The sequence below is a fragment of the Bradyrhizobium sp. CCBAU 11361 genome, assembly GCF_028128935.1.
In the GTDB taxonomy this organism is placed as follows: domain Bacteria; phylum Pseudomonadota; class Alphaproteobacteria; order Rhizobiales; family Xanthobacteraceae; genus Bradyrhizobium; species Bradyrhizobium niftali.
Genome location: NZ_LBJZ01000200.1, coordinates 246293 through 265000, shown reverse-complemented (window position 1 = coordinate 265000; position 18708 = coordinate 246293). Strand labels below are relative to the sequence as shown.

19 protein-coding genes are annotated in these 18708 nt (G+C 65.0%); 7 read left to right on the top strand and 12 right to left on the bottom strand.

The features are described 5' to 3' along the window. Positions 1-257 precede the first annotated feature (257 nt). The 9 genes from XI08_RS44825 to XI08_RS44785 all read right to left on the bottom strand — a co-directional run bounded on the left by XI08_RS44825 (position 258) and on the right by XI08_RS44785 (position 9242). Positions 258-2129, bottom strand: a complete 1872-nt coding sequence (locus XI08_RS44825) for a bifunctional sugar phosphate isomerase/epimerase/4-hydroxyphenylpyruvate dioxygenase family protein (protein ID WP_271579327.1) — start codon at positions 2127-2129, stop codon at positions 258-260. After that, positions 2126-2863, bottom strand: coding sequence for an ABC transporter ATP-binding protein (locus XI08_RS44820; protein WP_027542276.1), 738 nt, complete (start codon positions 2861-2863; stop codon positions 2126-2128). Before XI08_RS44820 ends, XI08_RS44825 begins: the two co-directional genes overlap by 4 nt. Before the next feature lie 11 nt (positions 2864-2874). Next, positions 2875-3618 carry an ABC transporter ATP-binding protein gene (locus tag XI08_RS44815; protein WP_271579326.1) on the bottom strand — a complete coding sequence of 248 codons (744 nt, stop codon included), beginning with the start codon at positions 3616-3618 and terminating at the stop codon, positions 2875-2877. Continuing rightward, positions 3615-4613, bottom strand: coding sequence for a branched-chain amino acid ABC transporter permease (locus XI08_RS44810; RefSeq protein WP_025576615.1), 999 nt, complete (start codon positions 4611-4613; stop codon positions 3615-3617). Before XI08_RS44810 ends, XI08_RS44815 begins: the two co-directional genes overlap by 4 nt. After that, positions 4610-5485: a branched-chain amino acid ABC transporter permease gene (locus tag XI08_RS44805; protein WP_271579325.1), complete on the bottom strand. Its 876-nt coding sequence runs from the start codon at positions 5483-5485 to the stop codon at positions 4610-4612. Before XI08_RS44805 ends, XI08_RS44810 begins: the two co-directional genes overlap by 4 nt. A 183-nt stretch (positions 5486-5668) precedes the next feature. Next, positions 5669-6799 carry an ABC transporter substrate-binding protein gene (locus tag XI08_RS44800; protein ID WP_271579324.1) on the bottom strand — a complete coding sequence of 377 codons (1131 nt, stop codon included), beginning with the start codon at positions 6797-6799 and terminating at the stop codon, positions 5669-5671. Between the two features lie 60 nt (positions 6800-6859). Continuing rightward, positions 6860-7738 (bottom strand): shikimate dehydrogenase, encoded by an 879-nt coding sequence (locus tag XI08_RS44795; RefSeq protein WP_135176151.1) that lies wholly within the window; start codon positions 7736-7738, stop codon positions 6860-6862. 155 nt (positions 7739-7893) lie between these two features. Continuing rightward, the gene (locus XI08_RS44790) at positions 7894-8832 is read right to left on the bottom strand and encodes a LysR family transcriptional regulator (RefSeq protein WP_025575592.1); all 939 of its coding nucleotides are present in this window, start codon (positions 8830-8832) and stop codon (positions 7894-7896) included. A 233-nt stretch (positions 8833-9065) separates the two neighbouring features. Further along, on the bottom strand, positions 9066-9242 hold the full coding sequence (locus tag XI08_RS44785) for a hypothetical protein (protein WP_167771068.1): 177 nt from the start codon (positions 9240-9242) through the stop codon (positions 9066-9068). Between the two features lie 181 nt (positions 9243-9423). On the opposite strand from XI08_RS44785, the gene XI08_RS44780 reads away from it, so the two are divergent. From XI08_RS44780 to XI08_RS44750, 7 genes are all read left to right on the top strand, one after another. After that, positions 9424-10152 (top strand): helix-turn-helix transcriptional regulator, encoded by a 729-nt coding sequence (locus XI08_RS44780; protein ID WP_271579323.1) that lies wholly within the window; start codon positions 9424-9426, stop codon positions 10150-10152. Between the two features lie 83 nt (positions 10153-10235). Continuing rightward, entirely contained in the window at positions 10236-10895 is a 660-nt protein-coding gene (locus tag XI08_RS44775) for an acyl-homoserine-lactone synthase (protein ID WP_271579322.1), read from the top strand. Position 10896: 1 nt separating this feature from the next. Continuing rightward, positions 10897-11115: a hypothetical protein gene (locus XI08_RS44770; protein ID WP_271579321.1), complete on the top strand. Its 219-nt coding sequence runs from the start codon at positions 10897-10899 to the stop codon at positions 11113-11115. A gap of 302 nt (positions 11116-11417) precedes the next feature. Further along, on the top strand, positions 11418-12335 hold the full coding sequence (locus tag XI08_RS44765; protein ID WP_011083884.1) for a branched-chain amino acid ABC transporter permease: 918 nt from the start codon (positions 11418-11420) through the stop codon (positions 12333-12335). Next, positions 12332-13276 (top strand): branched-chain amino acid ABC transporter permease, encoded by a 945-nt coding sequence (locus XI08_RS44760; protein ID WP_027542282.1) that lies wholly within the window; start codon positions 12332-12334, stop codon positions 13274-13276. Before XI08_RS44765 ends, XI08_RS44760 begins: the two co-directional genes overlap by 4 nt. Continuing rightward, positions 13269-14036, top strand: a complete 768-nt coding sequence (locus tag XI08_RS44755) for an ABC transporter ATP-binding protein (RefSeq protein WP_271579320.1) — start codon at positions 13269-13271, stop codon at positions 14034-14036. The genes XI08_RS44760 and XI08_RS44755 overlap by 8 nt, the downstream gene beginning before the upstream one ends. Continuing rightward, positions 14029-14742 (top strand): ABC transporter ATP-binding protein, encoded by a 714-nt coding sequence (locus tag XI08_RS44750; protein ID WP_025575580.1) that lies wholly within the window; start codon positions 14029-14031, stop codon positions 14740-14742. Before XI08_RS44755 ends, XI08_RS44750 begins: the two co-directional genes overlap by 8 nt. A gap of 83 nt (positions 14743-14825) precedes the next feature. On the opposite strand, the gene XI08_RS44745 is transcribed toward XI08_RS44750, so the two are convergent. The 3 genes from XI08_RS44745 to XI08_RS44735 all read right to left on the bottom strand — a co-directional run bounded on the left by XI08_RS44745 (position 14826) and on the right by XI08_RS44735 (position 18600). Then, on the bottom strand, positions 14826-15347 hold the full coding sequence (locus tag XI08_RS44745; protein WP_271579319.1) for a hypothetical protein: 522 nt from the start codon (positions 15345-15347) through the stop codon (positions 14826-14828). Positions 15348-15677: 330 nt separating this feature from the next. After that, a complete protein-coding gene (locus XI08_RS44740) occupies positions 15678-17126 on the bottom strand; it encodes a glutamine synthetase family protein (RefSeq protein WP_271579318.1) in 1449 nt (482 codons plus the stop codon). A gap of 115 nt (positions 17127-17241) precedes the next feature. Continuing rightward, positions 17242-18600 carry an aromatic ring-hydroxylating dioxygenase subunit alpha gene (locus XI08_RS44735; RefSeq protein WP_271579317.1) on the bottom strand — a complete coding sequence of 453 codons (1359 nt, stop codon included), beginning with the start codon at positions 18598-18600 and terminating at the stop codon, positions 17242-17244. Between the last annotated feature and the right edge of the window lie 108 nt (positions 18601-18708).

Here is an 18708-nt window from a genome sequence, read left to right as displayed (position 1 = left end):
GAGCCGTATTCTTCGATAGTCCTCACATCGTCATTGCGAGCCAACGGGTCCGCGCGAAGCGCGGCCCGATGACAGGCTCCGCGAAGCAATCCAGAGTCTTTCCGCGGAGGGATTCTGGATTGCTTCGCTGCGCTCGCAATGACGTGTTGAGAGGGCGGTGCTCCTGACTGTCACGTGACTCGCGGAGACCCCCTCACCCGGAATTCAAGCTGCGCTCGAATTCCGGCCTCTCCCCGCAGGCGGGGAGAGGCGAAGACCTACACCCGCGGCATGCTCGAGGGCCGCACTTCGCGCGACTGCGCCGCAAGCCTGATCCCGGCATTGGCCGCGCCAAAGCCCTGATAATTCCTTCGCTCGACGATCTCGAAGAAGAAGCGCTCGTCGAAGATGTGGGTGTAGACCTGGAAGAACTCGCCGTCGCCCTCGCGGTCGTAGAGGATGTGGTTGGCGCGCAGCTGCGCCATCAGGTCGGGCGCGAGGTCGTATTTGGCTTCGATGTCGTCGTAGTAATTGTCGGGAATATCCAGAAAGCCCGCGCCGCGGGCGCGCATCGCGGCGACCGCGGCAAAGATGTCCCGGCACGCAAACGCGACGTGCTGCACGCCGGAGCCGAAGAACTCCGAGATGAAGCGGGCCGGCAGGGTACGGTTGGCGGAGGAGCCGTTGAGCACGAAGCGCAGGCTCTGGTCGCCGTTGATGATGGCCTGGCTCTGCACGAGGCCCCTGGGATCGGCGATCTCCATCTGCGGCAGGCGCTTGAGGTCGAGGATGCCGGTGTAGAACAGCAGCCAGGACAGCATCTCGTCATAGGGCATCGACTGCGCGATGTGGTCGACGGCGAGCAGCGCGTCCGCGCTCGCCTCGCTCGCAACAGGTTCGAAATCGGTGTCCCAGTTCTTGCCGGCCTGATCGAGGAAATAAAGCAGGCTGCCGCCGACGCCGTGGATCGCGGGAATCTCCAGCTCGCCCGGCCCGACCGGCTGATAGAAGGTGCGCGCCTTCAATGCCTCGGCGCGCTGCATGGCAAGGCCCGCATTGTCGACATCGAGCGCGATGGCGCAGACGCCGGGGCCATGCGTGACGTAGTGGGAGTGCGCAAAGCCGTCGGTCTCGCAATTGATGACGAGCTCGACCTTGCCTTGCGACCAGCGCTCCACCGCCTTGCTGCGATGCTTGCCGGTTTGGCGGAATCCGAGCTGCGACAACAGGCGGGCGAGTTCGCCGGCCTTGGTCTCGTTGACGGCAAACTCGATGAAGCCGGTGCCGCGGCTTTTGGCCTTCGGCGCCAGCGGTTCGCTGACGAGCTTCGGCCAATCCGGTGCGAGCTGGTCCTCCAGCAGGATCAGCGACCGCAAGCCGTCGATGGCGGTCTGCGCGGCCGAGCCGGCGCGGAACTGGTCGTTGAAGATCTCCAGCGACAGCGGCCCGGCATAGCCGGTCGCCGCGACCGCCGCCATGAATTCGCTGACCGGCAGATCGCCCTGGCCGGGAAACGAGCGGAAGTGCCGGCTCCAGGAGAGGATGTCGAGCTCGAGCTTCGGCGCGTCGGCAAGCTGCACCAGAAAGATCTTGTCGCCGGGGATCGAGGCCATCGCGCGAACCGGAAAGCCCGGGGCGAGTGCATGAAAGCTGTCGAGGATGACGCCGATCGCGGGATGATCGGCGCGCCGCACGATCTCCCAGGCATCGCGGTAGTCGTTGACGTGCCGTCCCCACGCCAGCGCCTCATAGCCGACGCGCAAGCCGCGCTTGGCCGCGCGATCGCCGAGCTCGCGAAAATCATCCGCGGCGCGGTCGATGCCCCCGAGCGAGCTGGGGGAGACGTTGGAGCAGATCAGCAGCAGGTCGGTGCCGAGCTCCTGCATCAGGTCGAACTTGCGTTCGGCGCGGGCAAAGTTGCGCGCGCGCTGCGGCTCCGGCATGCCCTCGAAATCGCGGAACGGCTGGAATGCGCAGATCTTGAGGTTGAGATCGTGGCAGAGCTTGGCGATGTCGCGCGGGCCTGCGCCGAACGACAGCAGGTCGTTCTCGAAGATCTCGACCTCGTCGAAGCCGGCGGCTGCGATGGCACGCAGCTTTTCATCCAGCGCCCCCGAGAGAGAGACGGTCGCAATCGAGCGCTTGTTCATGCTGCTGTCTCCTCCATGGCTCCCCCGAGGAAGAGCTGGCCGATGCGGGGATCGTTCAGGATGCGCTTCGCGCCGTCGACCATGCGGGTCTGGCCGAGCTCGAGCACGATGCCGATATCGGAGATCTCCAGCGCCGAGCGCGCGTTCTGCTCGATCATCAGGATGGTGACGCCACGGTCGCGCAGGCTCTTGAGGATGTCGAAGGTCTGCTGCACCATCAGCGGCGACAGGCCGATCGAGGGCTCGTCGATCAGCACCAGCTTTGGCTCGAGCAGCAGCGAGCGGGCGATCTCGAGCTGCTTCTGCTCGCCGCCGGAGAGCGTCGAGGCCTGCTGTGTCGACTTGCGGCGCAGCGCCGGAAACAGGTCGAGTGCCGCCTCGATCCGCTTGGGCAGGTCGAGACCCTTCCCGGCGGCGACGCCGCCGAGCTCGATGTTGTGGCGCACCGACAGCTCGGGGAAGATGTTGCGGCCCTGCGGCACGTAGCAGATGCCGGCGTTGAGCAGCGCGCGCTGGCTCAAGTTCGTGACGTCGCGACCAGCAAAACTGATCTTGCCCTCGCGCAGCTTGAGCAGGCCGAAGATCGCCTTGAACACGGTCGACTTGCCGGCGCCGTTGGGGCCGATGATGGTGGTGATGGTGGCCTGCGGAACGGAAAACGTCGTGCCGTTCAAGATCGTCATCTTGCCGTAGCCGCCGACGAGATTGTGAACCGAGAGGATCGGGTCGCTCATGGCTCGTGCCCTCAATGTCCCAGATAAGCTTCGATCACGGCCGGGTTCTTGCGGACCTCGTCCGGCCGTCCCATCGCCAGCACCTTGCCTTCCGCCATCACCATCACGCGCGAGCACAGTGACATCACGAACTCCATATTGTGCTCGATCACGACGAAGGTCGCGTTCTTCTCGCGGTTGATCGCCACCAGCCGGTCCTTCAGGTCCGCCAGCATCGACGGGTTGACGCCGCCGGCGGGCTCGTCGAGCAGCACCAGGCGCGGGCCGCCCATGAAGGCCATGGCGGCATCGAGCAGCTTCTGCTGGCCGTAGGACAGGCCGCCGGCAGGTTCTGCCGCGAGATGATCGAGCTTGAAGAAGCCGATCATCTGGTTGGCGGCCTCCGTCAGCCCGGCATCGGAGCGGCCGACCAGGCGCGAGGCCATGTTGCCCTGGTGCTCCTGTCCCGCGAGGATCAGGTTCTCGCGCACCGACAGTTTTGGAAACACCTGCAACAGCTGGAAGGTGCGGCTGACCCCGAGCTTGTTGAGCTCGGAGGGACGCAGGCCCGTGACCATCTTGCCGTCGAGCTTCACTTCGCCGCCTGATGGCGTGAGCTGGCCGAGGATGCAGTTGAACAGGGTGGACTTGCCGCAGCCGTTCGGCCCGATCAGGCCGAGGATCTCGCCCTCGCGGACGTCGAAGCTGACGTCGGCGACGGCGCTGATGCCGCCAAAATTCTTCTTGATGTTGGTGACTTCGAGGACCGCACTCATTGCACCGTCTCCAGCCGGGATTTCGCGACGGCGCGCAGCGCGGAGGCTGCCTTGGTGCGGCGCTCGGCGAGATAGCGGTCGAGGATTCCCAGAATGCCGGTCGGCGACCAGATCAGCAGCAGCATCACCGCGATCGCATAGAGCATCAGGTAATACCCTTCCGTGAAGCGCAGCCATTCCGGCAGCAGCACCGCGATCATCGCCCCCAGGAAGGGACCGAAATAGAAGCCGGCGCCGCCGACGATCACCATCATCAGGAGATCGAGCGAGAGCGACAGGTTGAACGGCACCGGATCGATATATTGCGTCAGCGGCGCATAGAGCGCGCCGGCGACGCCGCCGAGCGCCGAGCCGATCGCGAACGCCATCAGCGTGTAGCGCCGCGTGTCGATGCCGAGCGATTGCGCCCGCAGCGGGTTTTCGCGCAGTGCCATGAAGGCGCGGCCCCAGGGTGAACGGATCAGCCACCACACCGCGAGCGACACGATCGCGAGCGAGCCGAGGCAGACATAGTAGAAAGGCAGCGGCTTGTTGGTCGCGATGCCAAAGATGTGCGGGCGCGGAATGTTGGAGATGCCGTAGATGCCGCCGGTGAGCCAGCTCTCGTTGCGGAACACGAGGAAGGCGAGGGTGGAGAAGGCGAGCGTGACGAAGGCGAGGTAATGGTGCTGCACGCGCAGCGCGGGATAGCCGAGCACCCAGCCGACACCGAAGCTCAAGAGAACCGCGACCACGATCGCGGCCGGCAACGGCCAGCCATGCGTGGTCATGATCGCCGCCGCATAGGCGCCGATGCCGACGAAGGCGCCCTGGGCCAGCGACACCTGGCCGGCATAGCCGAGCGTGAGGTTGAGGCCCATCGCGGCGATGGTCATCACCGCCCATTGGCTCAGGATGAACAGGCCGTAGCGGTTGAAGTTCATGGGGACGATGATCAGGCCGGCGATGACGATGAGGCCGAGCGCGATCTTCAGGGGTTTGCCGAATCCGTTCATACCGTGCGCTCCTCGGCGCGGCCCAGCAGTCCTTGCGGCCGGAACAGGATGACGACGATCAGGAAGATCAGCGGCACCGCCGCGCGATACTGCGTCGAGACGTAGCTTGCCGCGAGATTGTCGAGCACGCCGATCAGAAGGCCGCCGGCGATCGCGCCGCGCACCTGGTTGAAGCCGCCGACGATCGCCGCGATGAAGGCGGCCTGGCCCAGCACCTCGCCGGAGGAGAATTTCGCGAGGTAGATCGGCGTGATCAGCAGCGAGGCGAGCGCCACCAGGAAGGCGTTGATCAGGAAGGTCAGCAGGATCATGCGCTCCACCGGCACGCCGATGATGCGCGCCACCGTCGGGTTCTGCGCCGCCGCCTGCATCTGGTGGCCGAGCGAGGTGCGGTCGAGGAGCGAGGTCAGGCCGAAGACCGCAAGAATGGCGACGACGAGGACGCCGATGCTTTGCAGCGAGACGGCGTGGCCGAGGATGGAGATATCGCCGGTCGGCACGATCGACGGGAAGGGCGATGCCTCCGCGCTGAAGAACTGCTTCACCGATTCCTTGATGCCGATCGCCAGCGCCATGGTCGCGATCGCCAGCGGCAGCACGCCATGGCGCATCATCGGGTCGACCAGCAGCATCTTGAAGGCGAGGCCGAGCAGGAGCATCGAGAGCAAAATGCCGAGGATGATCGCGAGCCAGAACGGCGCGCCGGCATGCATCGCTGCCAGCATCAGGAACGCCGGCAGCATCACGAACTCGCCTTGCGCGAAATTGATGGTCTGCGACGTCTGCCACAGCAGCGTGAAGCCGACCGCGACCAGTGCATAGATGGCGCCGGTGGCAAGCCCCGCGACCAGAAGATCGAACAGATTGGACATTTTCCCCTCTCGTCGTTCCCTCGTCCCCCTCTTTCTTCTCCCTCGCCCCGCTTGCGGGGAGAGGGTCGGGGTGAGGGGGAGCCTCCGCTAGGACGGTGACAGCTCGATGCGCGGAGAAGTCCCCCTCACCCGCCGCGCTTCGCGCGTCGGCCTCTCCCCGCGTGCGGGGAGAGGCAAAGAGCCTCACTTCACCTTCGGCAGCACCTGCTTCACCACCTGCTTGCCTTCGACCACTTCGACCAGAAAGCTCTGGCGGTCGATGTCGCCGGTCTCGCTGAAGGTGACGTCCATCAGGATGCCCGGCTCGTCCGCGGCCTTGATGGTCAGGCCGTGCAGCGTGTCGGCAAACTTCTTCGGGTCGACCTTGCCCATCTTTTCGGTGGTGGCCTTCACCATGTAGACGGCGAGGTAGCCCTTCAGGCCGTTGTGGTCGGGCACGTAATTGTACTTCTTGGAAAACTTCTCGCGGAACGCCTTGATCAAATCGACCGGCGCATCCGTGGTGAGGCCGACATGGCCGCGCGCGCCGTTGGCGGCGTCGCCGGCAAGCTCGATCACCTTCTGGCCGATCAGCGTGGTCTCGCCCATCAGCGGCGCGGTGACGCCCTGGCGCTTCAGCTCTTTCAGGATGCGCGCGCTCTCTTCCTCGTTGAGATAGACGAACACGGCATCGGGATTGGCGGACTTGATCTTGCCGACGTCGGCGGCGAAGTCGGCCTGGCCCGCTTCGGTCGAGAGGTCGGCGACGACCTTGGAGCCGAGCCGGTCGAGCTCCTTCACGACGACGTCGCGTCCGCCGCGGCCGAAGTCGTTGTTGACCCAGACCACCGCGACCGACTTCGCCTTCATCTCGTCGTGGATGTATTTCGCGACCTTCGGCATCGAGGATTGCTGGCCGAACGAGGTGCGGAACAGGAACTTGTTTCCGGCTTGCGTCAGCTCGGCGGCTTCGCCGCCCATGATCTGCGCGATGCCGGCTTCGGCCGCGAGCGGTGCGGTGACCTTCACCGAGCCGGAATAGCCGGGTCCGAGCAGCACATAGGGCTCGGCATCGAGCGCCTTCTGCACCTGTGCGCGGGCAACGCCCGGGTTGGACTGCGAGTCGGCATGGGTGACCTCGAGCTTGCGGCCGAGCACGCCGCCCTTGGCGTTGATCTCCTCGATCGCGAGATCGATACCGTTCTTCCAGTTGGTGCCGACGGTGGCGCCGCCACCCGACAGCTCGGCGACGTCGGCGAGCTTGATCGCCTGTGCGTGGACGTTGGTTGCAGTCGCGAAGGCAAGCAGGGCGCCTGCCAGAATAGCCGATCTCATGATCTCTCCTCCCGTTTCCTGTGATGTTGTTGTCCGCGGCCTTGTGTCCGGCCGCTTCGGTTACGCTGCGTGATAGGCTGAGCTTCGCGCCGCCATCACCTCGTCAAATGCCTCTCCCATGACTTCGGTCGATGGGGCAAGGCCGGTGAACAGTTCGAAAGCGTCGGCGGCCTGGTAGATCGCTAGCTCCCGCCCGGTCATGATCCGCGCGCCCTTGGCTTGAGCCGCGGCCAGCAGCGGCGTGATCAGCGGCGAATAGACGGCGTCGGCGACCCACAGGTTTTCGCGCAGCAGCGAGGTGGGGACCGGGGTGTCCCGGTTCGGCAGCATTCCCACCGGCGTGCCGTTGACGAGGCCGGTTGCGCCACGGAGCGCGTCTTCCACGCTCGTGGCCACCCGCGCGCCACCATGCCTGGCCAGCAGCGCGGCGAGCTTTTCGGCGCGCGCCGGCTCGCTGTCGAAGATTCGGAGGTCAGTCACCTTCAGGCTCGCCAGCGCAAAGGCAATTGCCTTGCCGACGCCGCCGGTGCCGATCACGGCCACCGCATTTCCGGACGGCGCCAGCAGCGGTGCGACCGCGCGCGCAAAGCCCGTCGTGTCGGTGTTGTGGCCGATCAGCCGGCCGTCCCTAGCGACGACGGTGTTGACCGCCGCCATGGTCGCCGCAGCCGGCGCCAGCTCGTCGAGCAGCGGGACGACGGCCTCCTTGTAGGGAAAGGTGACGTTGACGCCGGCAAAGCCGAGCCGCCGCACGCCTTCCAGCATCATGGCGAGCCCGGCGGCGTCGGCGCCGGCGACCTCGATCAGCTGGTAATGGCCGCGCAGGCCGAGCGCCTCGGCGGCGCGCTCATGCATGGCAGGGGAAGCGGAATGCGCGATCGGCGCGCCGATCAGGCCGGTGAGGAGTTTCTTGCTGGCGGCGTATCCGCGCTTCGACATGGTTCGCTATCGTCTCGTTGGGAGCGTTCGGTCCCGGCCATTAGCGGGGAAACCTGCGCAATTGCTAGGGGCTTCCAAGGTGGCTTCCGCATGCGACGATAGCCTTTCCCTCGCCTAACACAATTACCCTTTTGTCCCGCTAACCTAACATCATGTTATTTCTTCCGTCCGCGCGCAGGCGCAGCCCTGCCATTGCCGCGGGACGGCTCGACCGCGCGCATCTCGGCGCGCAGGGATTCGATGAAATACTCGACGTGAAGTGACAGCGGTGCGCCGCGCTTCACCGCGATGTAGGTCTCGAACCGCGTCGGCTCGGTGATCTTGAGTAGTTCGATCCCGGGATAGCCGCCATGGGCCACCGTGAACTGGTCGATGACGGCGATGCCGAGGCCCGCTTTCACCAGCGCGCAGACCGTGGTGCCGAAGCGCGCGCGAATGGTGATGTTGTACTCGAGCCGGTTGCGCGCAAAGATCCCGGCCATGATCCGGCCGTAGGGATCGTTCGGATCGATGCCGATCAGCGGGTAGCGGGTGATCTCGGCGGCCGAGACCTGCTTGCGGCCGGCGAGCTCGTGGCCGGGCGGCACCATGCAATAGAGCTCGCCCGAGGCGAGCGGCAGGAAATCGAGCCCGGAATGCTCGAGCCGGTAGCTCATCGCGACGCACTCGCCGCGGCCGAGCATCAGATAGTCGATGGCTTCCTCGATCTTGAGGACATTGATGTCGATGCCGAGATCGGGATAGCGGCGCCGGACGCGCTCGATCGCGCGCGGCACCATCACCTGCGAGATGCTCGGCACCGAGCCGATGCGCAATTCCGACAGGCCGCCGCGGCCGATCTTGGAGATGATCTCGGAGAGGTCGTCGACCTTCTTGTAGACCCCGTTGATCTGCTCGAAGATGTTCTCGGCCTCCGGCGTCGGGAAATAGCGTCCGTTCTGGCGCTGGAAGAAGCGGATGCCGAGCGAGCGCTCGGTGTATTTGACGAGGCGGCTGATCCCCGGCGCCGAGACGTTGAGCAGCTTCGCCGCCCCGCCAATGGTGCCCGTCACCATCACGGCACGGATCACTTCCACCTGGCGCAGCGTCATCATGTTCTTGGCATCCCGAAGAGACCGTGGCGGCGATCATCTCACGAGAGCCGTGATGTCATCCAGCGGCAAGTGTCTGTCAATGTCAGCGGAAAGAGCGGCGGGTTTCCTACCTTCTCCCACAGGAGAAGGGAGAGCCAACTTCGCGGTGGGAGTGTTTCGACTAAAATCTGCGCGTTCAAATGGAAGGACGTCGCATCCGCGCGAGCAGCTCTCGCGTCTGCCGCAACTGCGTTCTAGCTCGCCGGCCCTTCGGGCGACACGCGGTCCGCGAACTCGGCGCACTCGCTTTGCAGCACCTCGCGCGCGAATTCGATGATCTTCTGCTTGTTCGCCGTTTCACGGACGGCGAAAAACACGCGGTTCAATTCCAGGCCGAGCACGCTGTTGAGGGCGATGTTCTCGTCGTCCATCGTGGGTTTCCCGCTTTGTACGCCACAGCTTTGTACGCCACAGGTGTAACTTGACGTCACTTCTTCCACAAGTAGATTGAAGCTGCGGAGCAGGTGGATACCGGAGAACTACGGAAGCAGCGAATTGAGGCAGCCCCCGAATACGTGCTATAGCGGACGGCGAGGGTCAGGAAACGCATCGATGTCCGCCGTCGATTATGGCCGGGAAGCGCTCGACTTCATCGAAGGCCTGGATACCTATCGCAAGGTACCGGACGCCATGGACGCGCTTGAAACGGCCTTCGGCCGTTTCGGCTTCGAAACCATCATCGTGACGGGATTGCCGAACCCCGATCAGCGATTTGCGCAGATGGTGCTCGCCAAGCGCTGGCCGGCGGGATGGTTCAATCTCTACACCCAGAACAATTACGACCGCTTCGATCCCGTGGTGCGGCTGTGCCGGCAATCGGTCAATCCGTTCGAGTGGTCGGAGGCGCCCTATGATGCCGAGCTCGAGCCGAACGCGGCCGAGGTGATGAACCGCGCCGGCGATTTTCGCATGTCGCGCGGCTTCATCGTGCCGATCCACGGGCTCACCGGCTATGAAGCCGCGGTGTCGCTCGGCGGCGTGCATCTGGACCTCAATCCCCGCAGCAAGCCGGCCCTGCACCTGATGGCGATGTATGGCTTCGACCACATTCGCCGTCTGCTCGAGCCGACGCCGTATCCGTCGACGCGGCTCACTCCGCGCGAGCGCGAGGTGATCGCCTGGGCCTCGCAGGGCAAGTCAGCCTGGGAAATCGGCGAGATCCTGCACATCACGCAGCGCACCGCCGAAGAGCATCTTGCAACCGCTGCGCGCAAGCTCGGTGCTGTCAACCGTACGCATGCGGTTGCGCTGGCGATTCGCCGCAAGATCATCAATCCCTGAGCGACGTACTGGGAAATTTCCCAATATCGAACCTGCCTCTTTTCGCAGAGGGTGCCCCCCATTGAGGCTGAATGGGGGTTTTCATGATTCATGCAATTTCTGCGGTCAATCGCCACTTATACGAAGATGTAATCGAGCAGCACTTCCGGCTGCGCCATGAGATCTTTGTCGAGGAGCGCCATTGGGAGGCGCTGCGCAGGCCGGATGGCCGCGAGATCGATGCCTATGACGACGAGGATACCGTCTATCTGCTTGCGCTGGAGGGCCGGCGCATCGTCGGCGGTCACCGGCTCTACCCGACGACCAAGCCCTCGATGATGAGCGAGGTCTTCCCGCACCTGGCGGCGGTGCGCGGCTGCCCCTCAGATCCACTGATCTGGGAATGGTCGCGCTACTTCGTCGTCCGCGATCGCCGCGACGGCGCTCTCAACCTGCAACTGATGGCGGCGGTGCAGGAGTTCTGCCTCGGCCAGGGAATCGCGCAGGTCAGCGCGATCATGGAAACCTGGTGGTTGCCGCGCTTTCACGAGGCCGGCTTCGTCGTGACGCCGCTCGGCCTGCCGGCTCTGGTCGAGAACGCCTGGACCATGGCGGCCACCATCGACATTCGTCGCCAGACGCTCGATGCCCTGCATGATCGCATCGGCATGGCTTCGATCGTGCAACAGGACGGCCCGCGTCTGGACGCCGTCGCCCGTGCCAACCTCTGCGGCCTCGCTGCCGCGCAACGAAAGAGCGCCTGAAATGTCGAACATGATGCGGGACAGCCAGATCATGGCGCAAATCAAGGACGAGAATCTCGGCTACATGTCCGACATGGCGCTCGAGCTGGCGCAGATGGCGGACGACTCCGGACTGACGACGCTCGCCTATCTGTTCCGGATGGCAGCACTGGAGGCCTCGACGGCAAACAGCGTGCCCGCCGGGCCGGACGATCTTCCCCACCAAATGACGTCGCACTAGACGCACCCTGCTTTAATTCCTGACAGCCTTCGCACCCTCCCCGCGGCCGCCGCGGGGAGGGTGATCGTTTGGGTGCGGCAGGTTGCCCCATGCCGCGCGGCAGCCTTCTTGCATCGCGGGACAGGTTTCGGCCGTTTGCGCCGGGATGCAACAAAGTGCATGTTTGGTGTCAAATCGCTCTTGCCTCGGCACGATACTGCCATTACCCATTTTTCGGCCTTGAAGAGGCAGGGGGGCTCTTTCACTGATGGCGACTGTGTTCGAACATCGGCGCGACGCTGCGTGCGCCTGAAAGAGTTTTGATGCTGCTCGTCGTCGAACAGTTCCTGAACGGATTGCAGTTTGGCCTGCTGCTGTTCCTGCTCGCCGCCGGCCTGACGCTGGTGTTCGGGATCATGGATCTCGTCAACCTCGCGCACGGCTCGCTCTACATGATGGGCGCCTATTTCGCCGCGACCTTCGCGGCCTGGACCGGCAGCTTCCTGCTCGGTGCGCTGATGGCGCTCGGTGCAACGCTCGTGCTCGGCATCGTGCTCGAGATGACGGCGCTGCGGCATCTCTACGGCCGCGATCATCTCGACCACGTGCTCGCGACGTTCGGCCTGATCCTGTTCTTCAATGAAGCCGTGCGGCTGATCTGGGGCCCGGCGGGCCTCGCGCTGCCGCTGCCGGCCTGGCTCACCGTGCCGGTGCCGATCCTGCCCGGCATTCACTATCCCGCCTATCGCCTCGCCATCATCGTGGTGGCGCTGCTGGTCGCGCTTCTGCTCTATCTCGGCGTGATGCGCACCCGCATCGGCATGCTGATCCGGGCCGGTGCCTCCAACCGCGAGATGATCGGCGCGCTCGGCATCAACATCAAGCTGCTCTACACGCTGGTGTTCGGGCTCGGTGCGGCGCTCGCCGGCCTTGCCGGCCTGATGCAGGCGCCGATCCTCACCGTGCAGATCGGCATGGGCGAGAACATCCTCATCCTCGCCTTCGTCATCATCGTGATCGGCGGCATCGGCTCGATCCGCGGCGCGTTCCTGGCCGCGATCTTCGTCGGCATGATCGACACGCTTGGCCGCGCCTTCCTGCCCAACCTGCTGCGGCAGGTGCTGAGCGGCGCCGCTGCCTCCACCGCCGCGCCCGCGCTGTCGTCCATGCTGATCTACCTGGTGATGGCGATCGTGCTGGTGGTGCGGCCGGAGGGGCTGTTTCCGGCCAATCGTCGATGAAGGCTTTCACTGTGAGCAAGGCCGTCACGGCCCTGATGCTGGCGGGCCTCGTGCTGCTGCCGCTCTATTCGCAGCTCTCCGGCAACGTCTTCATCCTGACGCTGTTCACCCGCATCGTCATCCTGGCGCTGGCCGCCGCGAGCCTCAACCTCATCATGGGGTTTGGCGGCATGATGAGCTTTGGCCACGCCGCCTATCTCGGCATCGGCGGCTACGCCGTCGGCATGCTCGCGCAGGAAGGCGTCGGCTCCGGCTTCATCCAGTTTCCGGTCGCGCTGGCGGCCTCCGCGACTTACGCGCTGGTGATCGGCGCGCTCAGCTTGCGCACCCGCGGCGTCTATTTCATCATGATCACGCTGGCCTTTGCGCAGATGGCCTATTACGTCGCCTCGGGGCTGGCGCGGTACGGCGGCGATGACGGCCTCACCGTCTACAAGCGCAGCGACTTCTCCGGCCTGGTCAATCTCGGCAACCGCACGCAGTTCTACTATCTCTGCCTCGCCTGCCTGTTCGCCGTGCTCATCCTGATCTGGCGCATCGTCAATTCGCGCTTCGGCCTCGTGGTGCAGGGCCTGCGCTCCAACGAGCAGCGCATGCAGGCGATCGGCTTCCCTGCCAAGCGCTATCAGCTGGTGTGCTTCGTCATCTCGGGCATGATGTGCGGGCTTGCCGGCGCGCTGCTCGCCAACAACACTGACTTCATCAGCCCGGCCGTGATGTACTGGACGCGGTCAGGCGACCTCATGGTGATGGTGATCCTCGGCGGCATGGGTACGCTGTTCGGTCCGGTCATGGGCGCCGTGGTGTTCCTGCTGCTAGAAGAATTCCTGTCGCAGATCACCGAATACTGGGCGCTGATCATGGGACCGCTGCTGCTGCTGATCGTGCTGTTCGGGCGCGGCGGCATCATGGGCGTGCTCGGGAGGGCTGGCCGTGGCTGAACCCTTGCTCCGCGTCGAGAAGCTGGTGCGCCGCTTCGGCGGCATCATCGCGACGGACAACGTCTCGCTCGACGTAGCTAGCGGTGAGCTGCACGCCATCATCGGCCCGAACGGTGCCGGCAAGACCACGCTGATCAGCCAGCTCACCGGGCATCTCGAGCCGCATTCCGGCAGCGTTTCGCTGGCGGGGCGCGACATAACCTACCTGCCGGCCTATCGCCGCTGCGCGCTGGGGCTGGCGCGGTCGTTCCAGATCACCTCGCTGCTGCTCGACTTCACCGCCGCCGACAATGTCGCGCTGGCGGCGCAGGCCCATGCCGGCACCTCGTTCCGCTTCTTTGCCGATGCGCGCAAGGAAAAGGGCCTGCGCGACGCCGCCCATGCCGCGCTCGACCGCGTCGGCCTGTTGCACCGCGCCGACGTCGTGGTGTCGAGGCTTAGCCATGGCGAGCGCCGCCAGATCGAGCTTGCCGTCGCGCTCGCGAGCAAGCCGAAGCTGCTGCTGCTGGACGAGCCGATGGCGGGTCTCGGCGTCACTGAGTCCCAGCGCATGGTGCAATTGCTCCAGGAGCTGCGGAAAGAAGTCTCGATCGTGCTGGTCGAGCACGACATGCCGGCGGTGTTCGCGCTGGCCGACCGCATCTCGGTGCTGGTCTATGGCCGCGTCATCGCCTCGGGCGATCCGGCTGCGATCCGCGCCAACGATGACGTCAAGCGCGCCTATCTCGGCGACCAGCATGTGGTGACGCACCATGGCTGACACGCTGCTCGACGTCGACGGCATCGAGACCTGCTACGGCCTCAGCCAAGTGCTGTTCGGCCTGTCGCTGTCGATCAAGCCGGGCGAGATGGTCTCGCTGATGGGCCGCAACGGCATGGGCAAGACCACGACCATCCGCTCCATCATGGGCCTGACACCGGCGCGCGCGGGTGCGATCCGCTTTGCGGGTGCTGAAGTCAGGCAGCTGCCGTCGTACAGAATTGCAAAACTCGGCGTTGGCCTGGTGCCCGAGGGGCGCCAGATCTTCCCGAACCTCACCGTGCGCGAAAATCTCGTTGCGGCCGCCGCCGACCGCTTCAGCAGCAGCAATCCCTGGACGCTGGCTTCGATCTACGTGATGTTCCCGCGCCTCGCCGAACGCGCGTCCAACATGGGCAACCAGCTCTCCGGCGGCGAGCAGCAGATGCTGGCGATCGGCCGCGCGCTGATGACCAACCCGAAACTCCTCATTCTGGACGAAGCGACCGAGGGCCTCGCGCCATTGATCCGCGAAGAAATCTGGAATTGCCTGTCGCTGCTCAAGAGCCGGGGACAGTCGATCCTGGTCGTCGACAAGAACGTCGACCACCTCGCCCGCATCTGCGACCGCCACTTCATCATCGAGCGCGGCAAGACGGTGTGGAGCGGCACGTCGCACGAGCTGATGGCCGAGCCGGATCTGCAGCACAAGTATCTGGGAATTTAGCGGCGCGTTGAGGTGAGGGGCGGGACGCAGGCGCCGCTCACTCGGTGTCGTCCTGGCGAAAGCCAGGACCCATACCGCGGAATCTATCGGGTGTGGTCTGTATCAGTACCGGGCGACCGCTCTTCGCCAAACTCTTCCCTGGGGTAATGGGTCCTGGCTTTCGCCAGGACGACGTTGGGGAGAGCGCTGCGCTTCACCAAAATCCCGTGCCGATGCAGCTCGCGGATCACGCGCGCCTCGGTGGGCGGCTGGCGGCGCTTTGGCTTCGCCGTCTCGGTCGTGGCGACCACCGGTGTGGCGGTGGGCCGAGTGGGTGTTGTCGCAACCGGGGCGGTCGCGACCGGCGCGGCTGCCGTCGGCGGTGTCGTTGCCGTGATTGCGGCTGGCGGCGCTGATGTCGGGGTAGTCGTCGCCGTCTGCACACTCGGCGTCTGCGCTGCCGCTGGGGCCGGCGTCGTCTGTGGCGCGGCAGTTGCCGTCGCGGCCGGCTGCTCGGTCGCCTGCTGGCTGGAATTGGTCGCCGTCAGGCTCAGGCTCCGCGAACCGCCGGCATACGTCTCGGTTGCGAGCAGCGACATTGCCGCGATCAGGATCAGCTTGCGCATGGAAATCCCCGTGATCAGGTCAATCCATCTTACCCAATTCGCACGCGCCTGCGACTAACGCGCGAGGTGGTGCGTGCCGATTTCGATCAGGGTGGCCCGGCAGGACAAGCGATAGATCAGACTGAACAATTGAGCCAACATGACCGAACTCCATTGTTGATCATGGTCCAGAACTCTAGACCCCGTGTCTTTCCGGCGGTTTTCGAGGGGGAAGGAAAATGGCTTCGTCGGATGGGGATGAGATGTCGTCGGAACAGGCGGGACGAAGTCGCCTCACAGGGGCGTGAGGCGTGCGCTATGGCGCTCGCCCGGCCTGCCCGTCGAGGGGTGTCAGAACACCTCGAAATATTCCCGATGCTCCCAGTCGGTGACCTCGGCGAGGAAGCGATCGATCTCGGCGTTCTTGATGTGGGTGTAGTAGTCGACGAACTCGGCGCCCAGCTTCTCGCGGAAGAACGGATCGTCCTTCAGCGCGGCAACCGCGTCGCGCAGCGACTTCGGCAGCAGCGGCGCCTTGGTCTCGTAGGGCGTGTCGGCCGACGGGCCCGGATCGAGCTTGCGGTCGACGCCGTCGAGACCAGAGAGGATTTGCGAGGCCATGTAGAGATAGGGATTGGCGGCGGGCTCGCCGATGCGGTTCTCGAGGCGCGTGGCGGCATCGCCGGCAGCCCCGAGCACGCGGATCATCACGCCGCGATTGTCGCGGCCCCAGATCGCGCGGTCAGGGGCCAGCGAATAGGAGCGGTAGCGCTTGTAGCCGTTGATGGTCGGGGTGGTGAACACGGTGGACGCGCGAGCGTGGTCGAGCAGGCCGGCAAGATAGGCGCGGCCGAACGCGCTGAGCGGCTCGCCGCCTGCCTTGACCGCTTCCTTGGCCGTGAACTGGTTCTCGCCGCTCGTGCGCGAGACGATCGACTGGTGCAGATGCCAGCCGCTCGCGAACAGGTTCGGCAGTTTCGGTCGGCACATGAAGGTGGCGTGATAGCCGTGGCGGCGGGCGATCTGCTTCACCGCGGAGCGGAACAGCACCATGTTGTCGGCGGGCTCCAGCCCCGTCCTCGGCGCGAAAGTGAATTCGCACTGGCTTGGCCCGAACTCGACCTCGACCGAGCGCAAGGGTAGCCCGAGTGCGACGACGTCGCGGCGCAGGATCTCCAGCACCGGCTCCATCTGATCGAAGCGCTGCTCGGTGAGATACTGGTAGCCGTGGCTGAGCAGGCTCACCGAGGGCGGCGTCCCGGGCTGGCCGGCGTCCTCCGCACGCATATGCGGATCGTCGAGCTTGAAGATGTGGAATTCGACCTCGAGCCCGGCGACGAAATCGTGGCCGCGTCCAGCGAGATCATCGAGCACCTTGCGATAAAGCCCGCGCGTTGCGAACGGCACCGGGCGGCCGTCATTGAAATAGAGGTCGCACAGCACCCAGCCGGTCGTCGGCGCCCATGGCAGCACGCGGAACGTGGTGGGATCGGCGACCATCAGCACGTCGGCCGCACCCTCCATCTCCTTCATGCCGAAGCCGCCGCCTGACGTGAACACCGGAAACACCGTGCGGTGCGAGGTGTCTTTCGCCAGCATGGTCGTGGTGATGGAGCAGCCGCTCTCCAGCGCGGCGATCGCCTCGGCGGCGATGATGGTCTTGCCGCGCAGGATACCGTGCTGGTCCGGGAAGGCGAGGCGGATGACTTCGAGGTTTTTCTCCTCGACGATGCGCCGCATGCGCGTCGCCGCGTCCCTCTGCTCATCCGACCACAGCGCATGACGCGCGACGAAGGTCACTGCTATTGCTCCCCGATAGCTGTCTTTCCGGGATGGTCCGAAGGACCAGACCCGGAACCTCGAGATTCCGGGTTCGATGCTATCGCATCGCCCCGGAATGACGATGCCCTAAAAATCACTCCGCCGCCGTCAGCCGATGCACGTTGTCCGCGATCTCCTTTGGCACCGGCGCGGTCCAGGGCGCGCCGCGGCGGCGCTTGACGTCGACCTCCATCCAGTAGGTCTCCCAGCCCCGCGTCGGCCCGATGCCGTCCATGGTGGCCGGTCCCTGGATGCTGCGCGCATTGGCCTCGTCCAAGAACAGCATCGGCCTCTCGCCGCCGCCGACCTTCTCGATCTCCTGCCGCAGCAGGCGGCGGTATTGCACGATCGCCTTGTCGCTCTGGCCGAGATGCTCCTTGGTGCGGTCCTGGATCGCGCCCATCGACTCCACCGCCCACTGGTCGTGGACGTTGATGTCGTTGCCCATGCCGGTATAGGTCGCCGTCTGCTGCTCGTGCGGATCGAAGCCGTAATCGTTGCTGCGGTTCTTGCGCGATTTGTAGTCGGGCAGCTCATAGAGCTCGAGCCGCTGGTCGCGCATCTTCTTCTTGTCGACAGGGTTGGTGTAGCTGGTGAAGATCGCGTACCAGTAGCAGTTCTCGTCGTCGACCGGCACGTGCCACTGCGTGATCGTCATCTCCGTGCTCATGGGGATGACGAAGCCGTGCGGGAACAACTGGTTGGTGACGCGCACATGGGTGCGCTCCTCGTCGATCTCGCGCAGCGCGATCAGCCGCAGGCCATATTCGGTGTGCTCGACATTGATGATCGGACGGTCGTATTCGCGCAGGATCTTCGTCATCGGCAGGTCGCTGCCCGCGGAGGCGCCGCGGAACTGCTTGCCGTAGGCGGTGGAGGTGTCCTCGTCCTCGAAGAAACGATGCAGGTAGGAGGCGTGCGCGGGATCGATGCCGACCTCGAGCGCCTGGAGCCAGTTGCAGGCCATGTGGCCCTTGAACGCAAACGTATGCGTGCCGGGTGCGACGAAGCAATCGATCTCCGGAAATGCAGGCGGCTCACCCTCGCCGAGATAGGCCCAGAGGATGCCGCTCTTCTCCACCACCGGATAGGAGCGCTGGCGGATGTTCTGGCAGAGCTTCGAATCCTTCGGCTCGGCCGGGGTCTCAATGCACTGGCCGGTGGCGTCGAACAGCCAGCCATGGAAGGCGCAGCGTAGGCCGCCATGCTCGAGCCGTCCGAAGGCGAGGTCGGCGCCGCGATGCGCGCAGTGGCGATCGATCAGGCCATAGCGTCCGGCGTCGTCGCGGAACAGCACCAGGTTTTCGCCGAGCAGTTTGACCGGGCGGATCGGCCGCGCGCCTTCCAGCTCGTCGACCAGCGCCGCCGGTTGCCAGTAGCTCCGCATCAGCTTTCCGCAGGGGTCCTTCGGCCCGGTGCGGGTGATCAGGTCGTTCTGCTCCTGGCTCATCATGGCGAGTGCATCCCTTATCTCGGAGTGGCGTTTGTTCGCCTATTGAACGAATGGGCGAATTATGACATGCCTTGGATCGGCAGCAAGCACTATTTTGCAGGAAAGTCC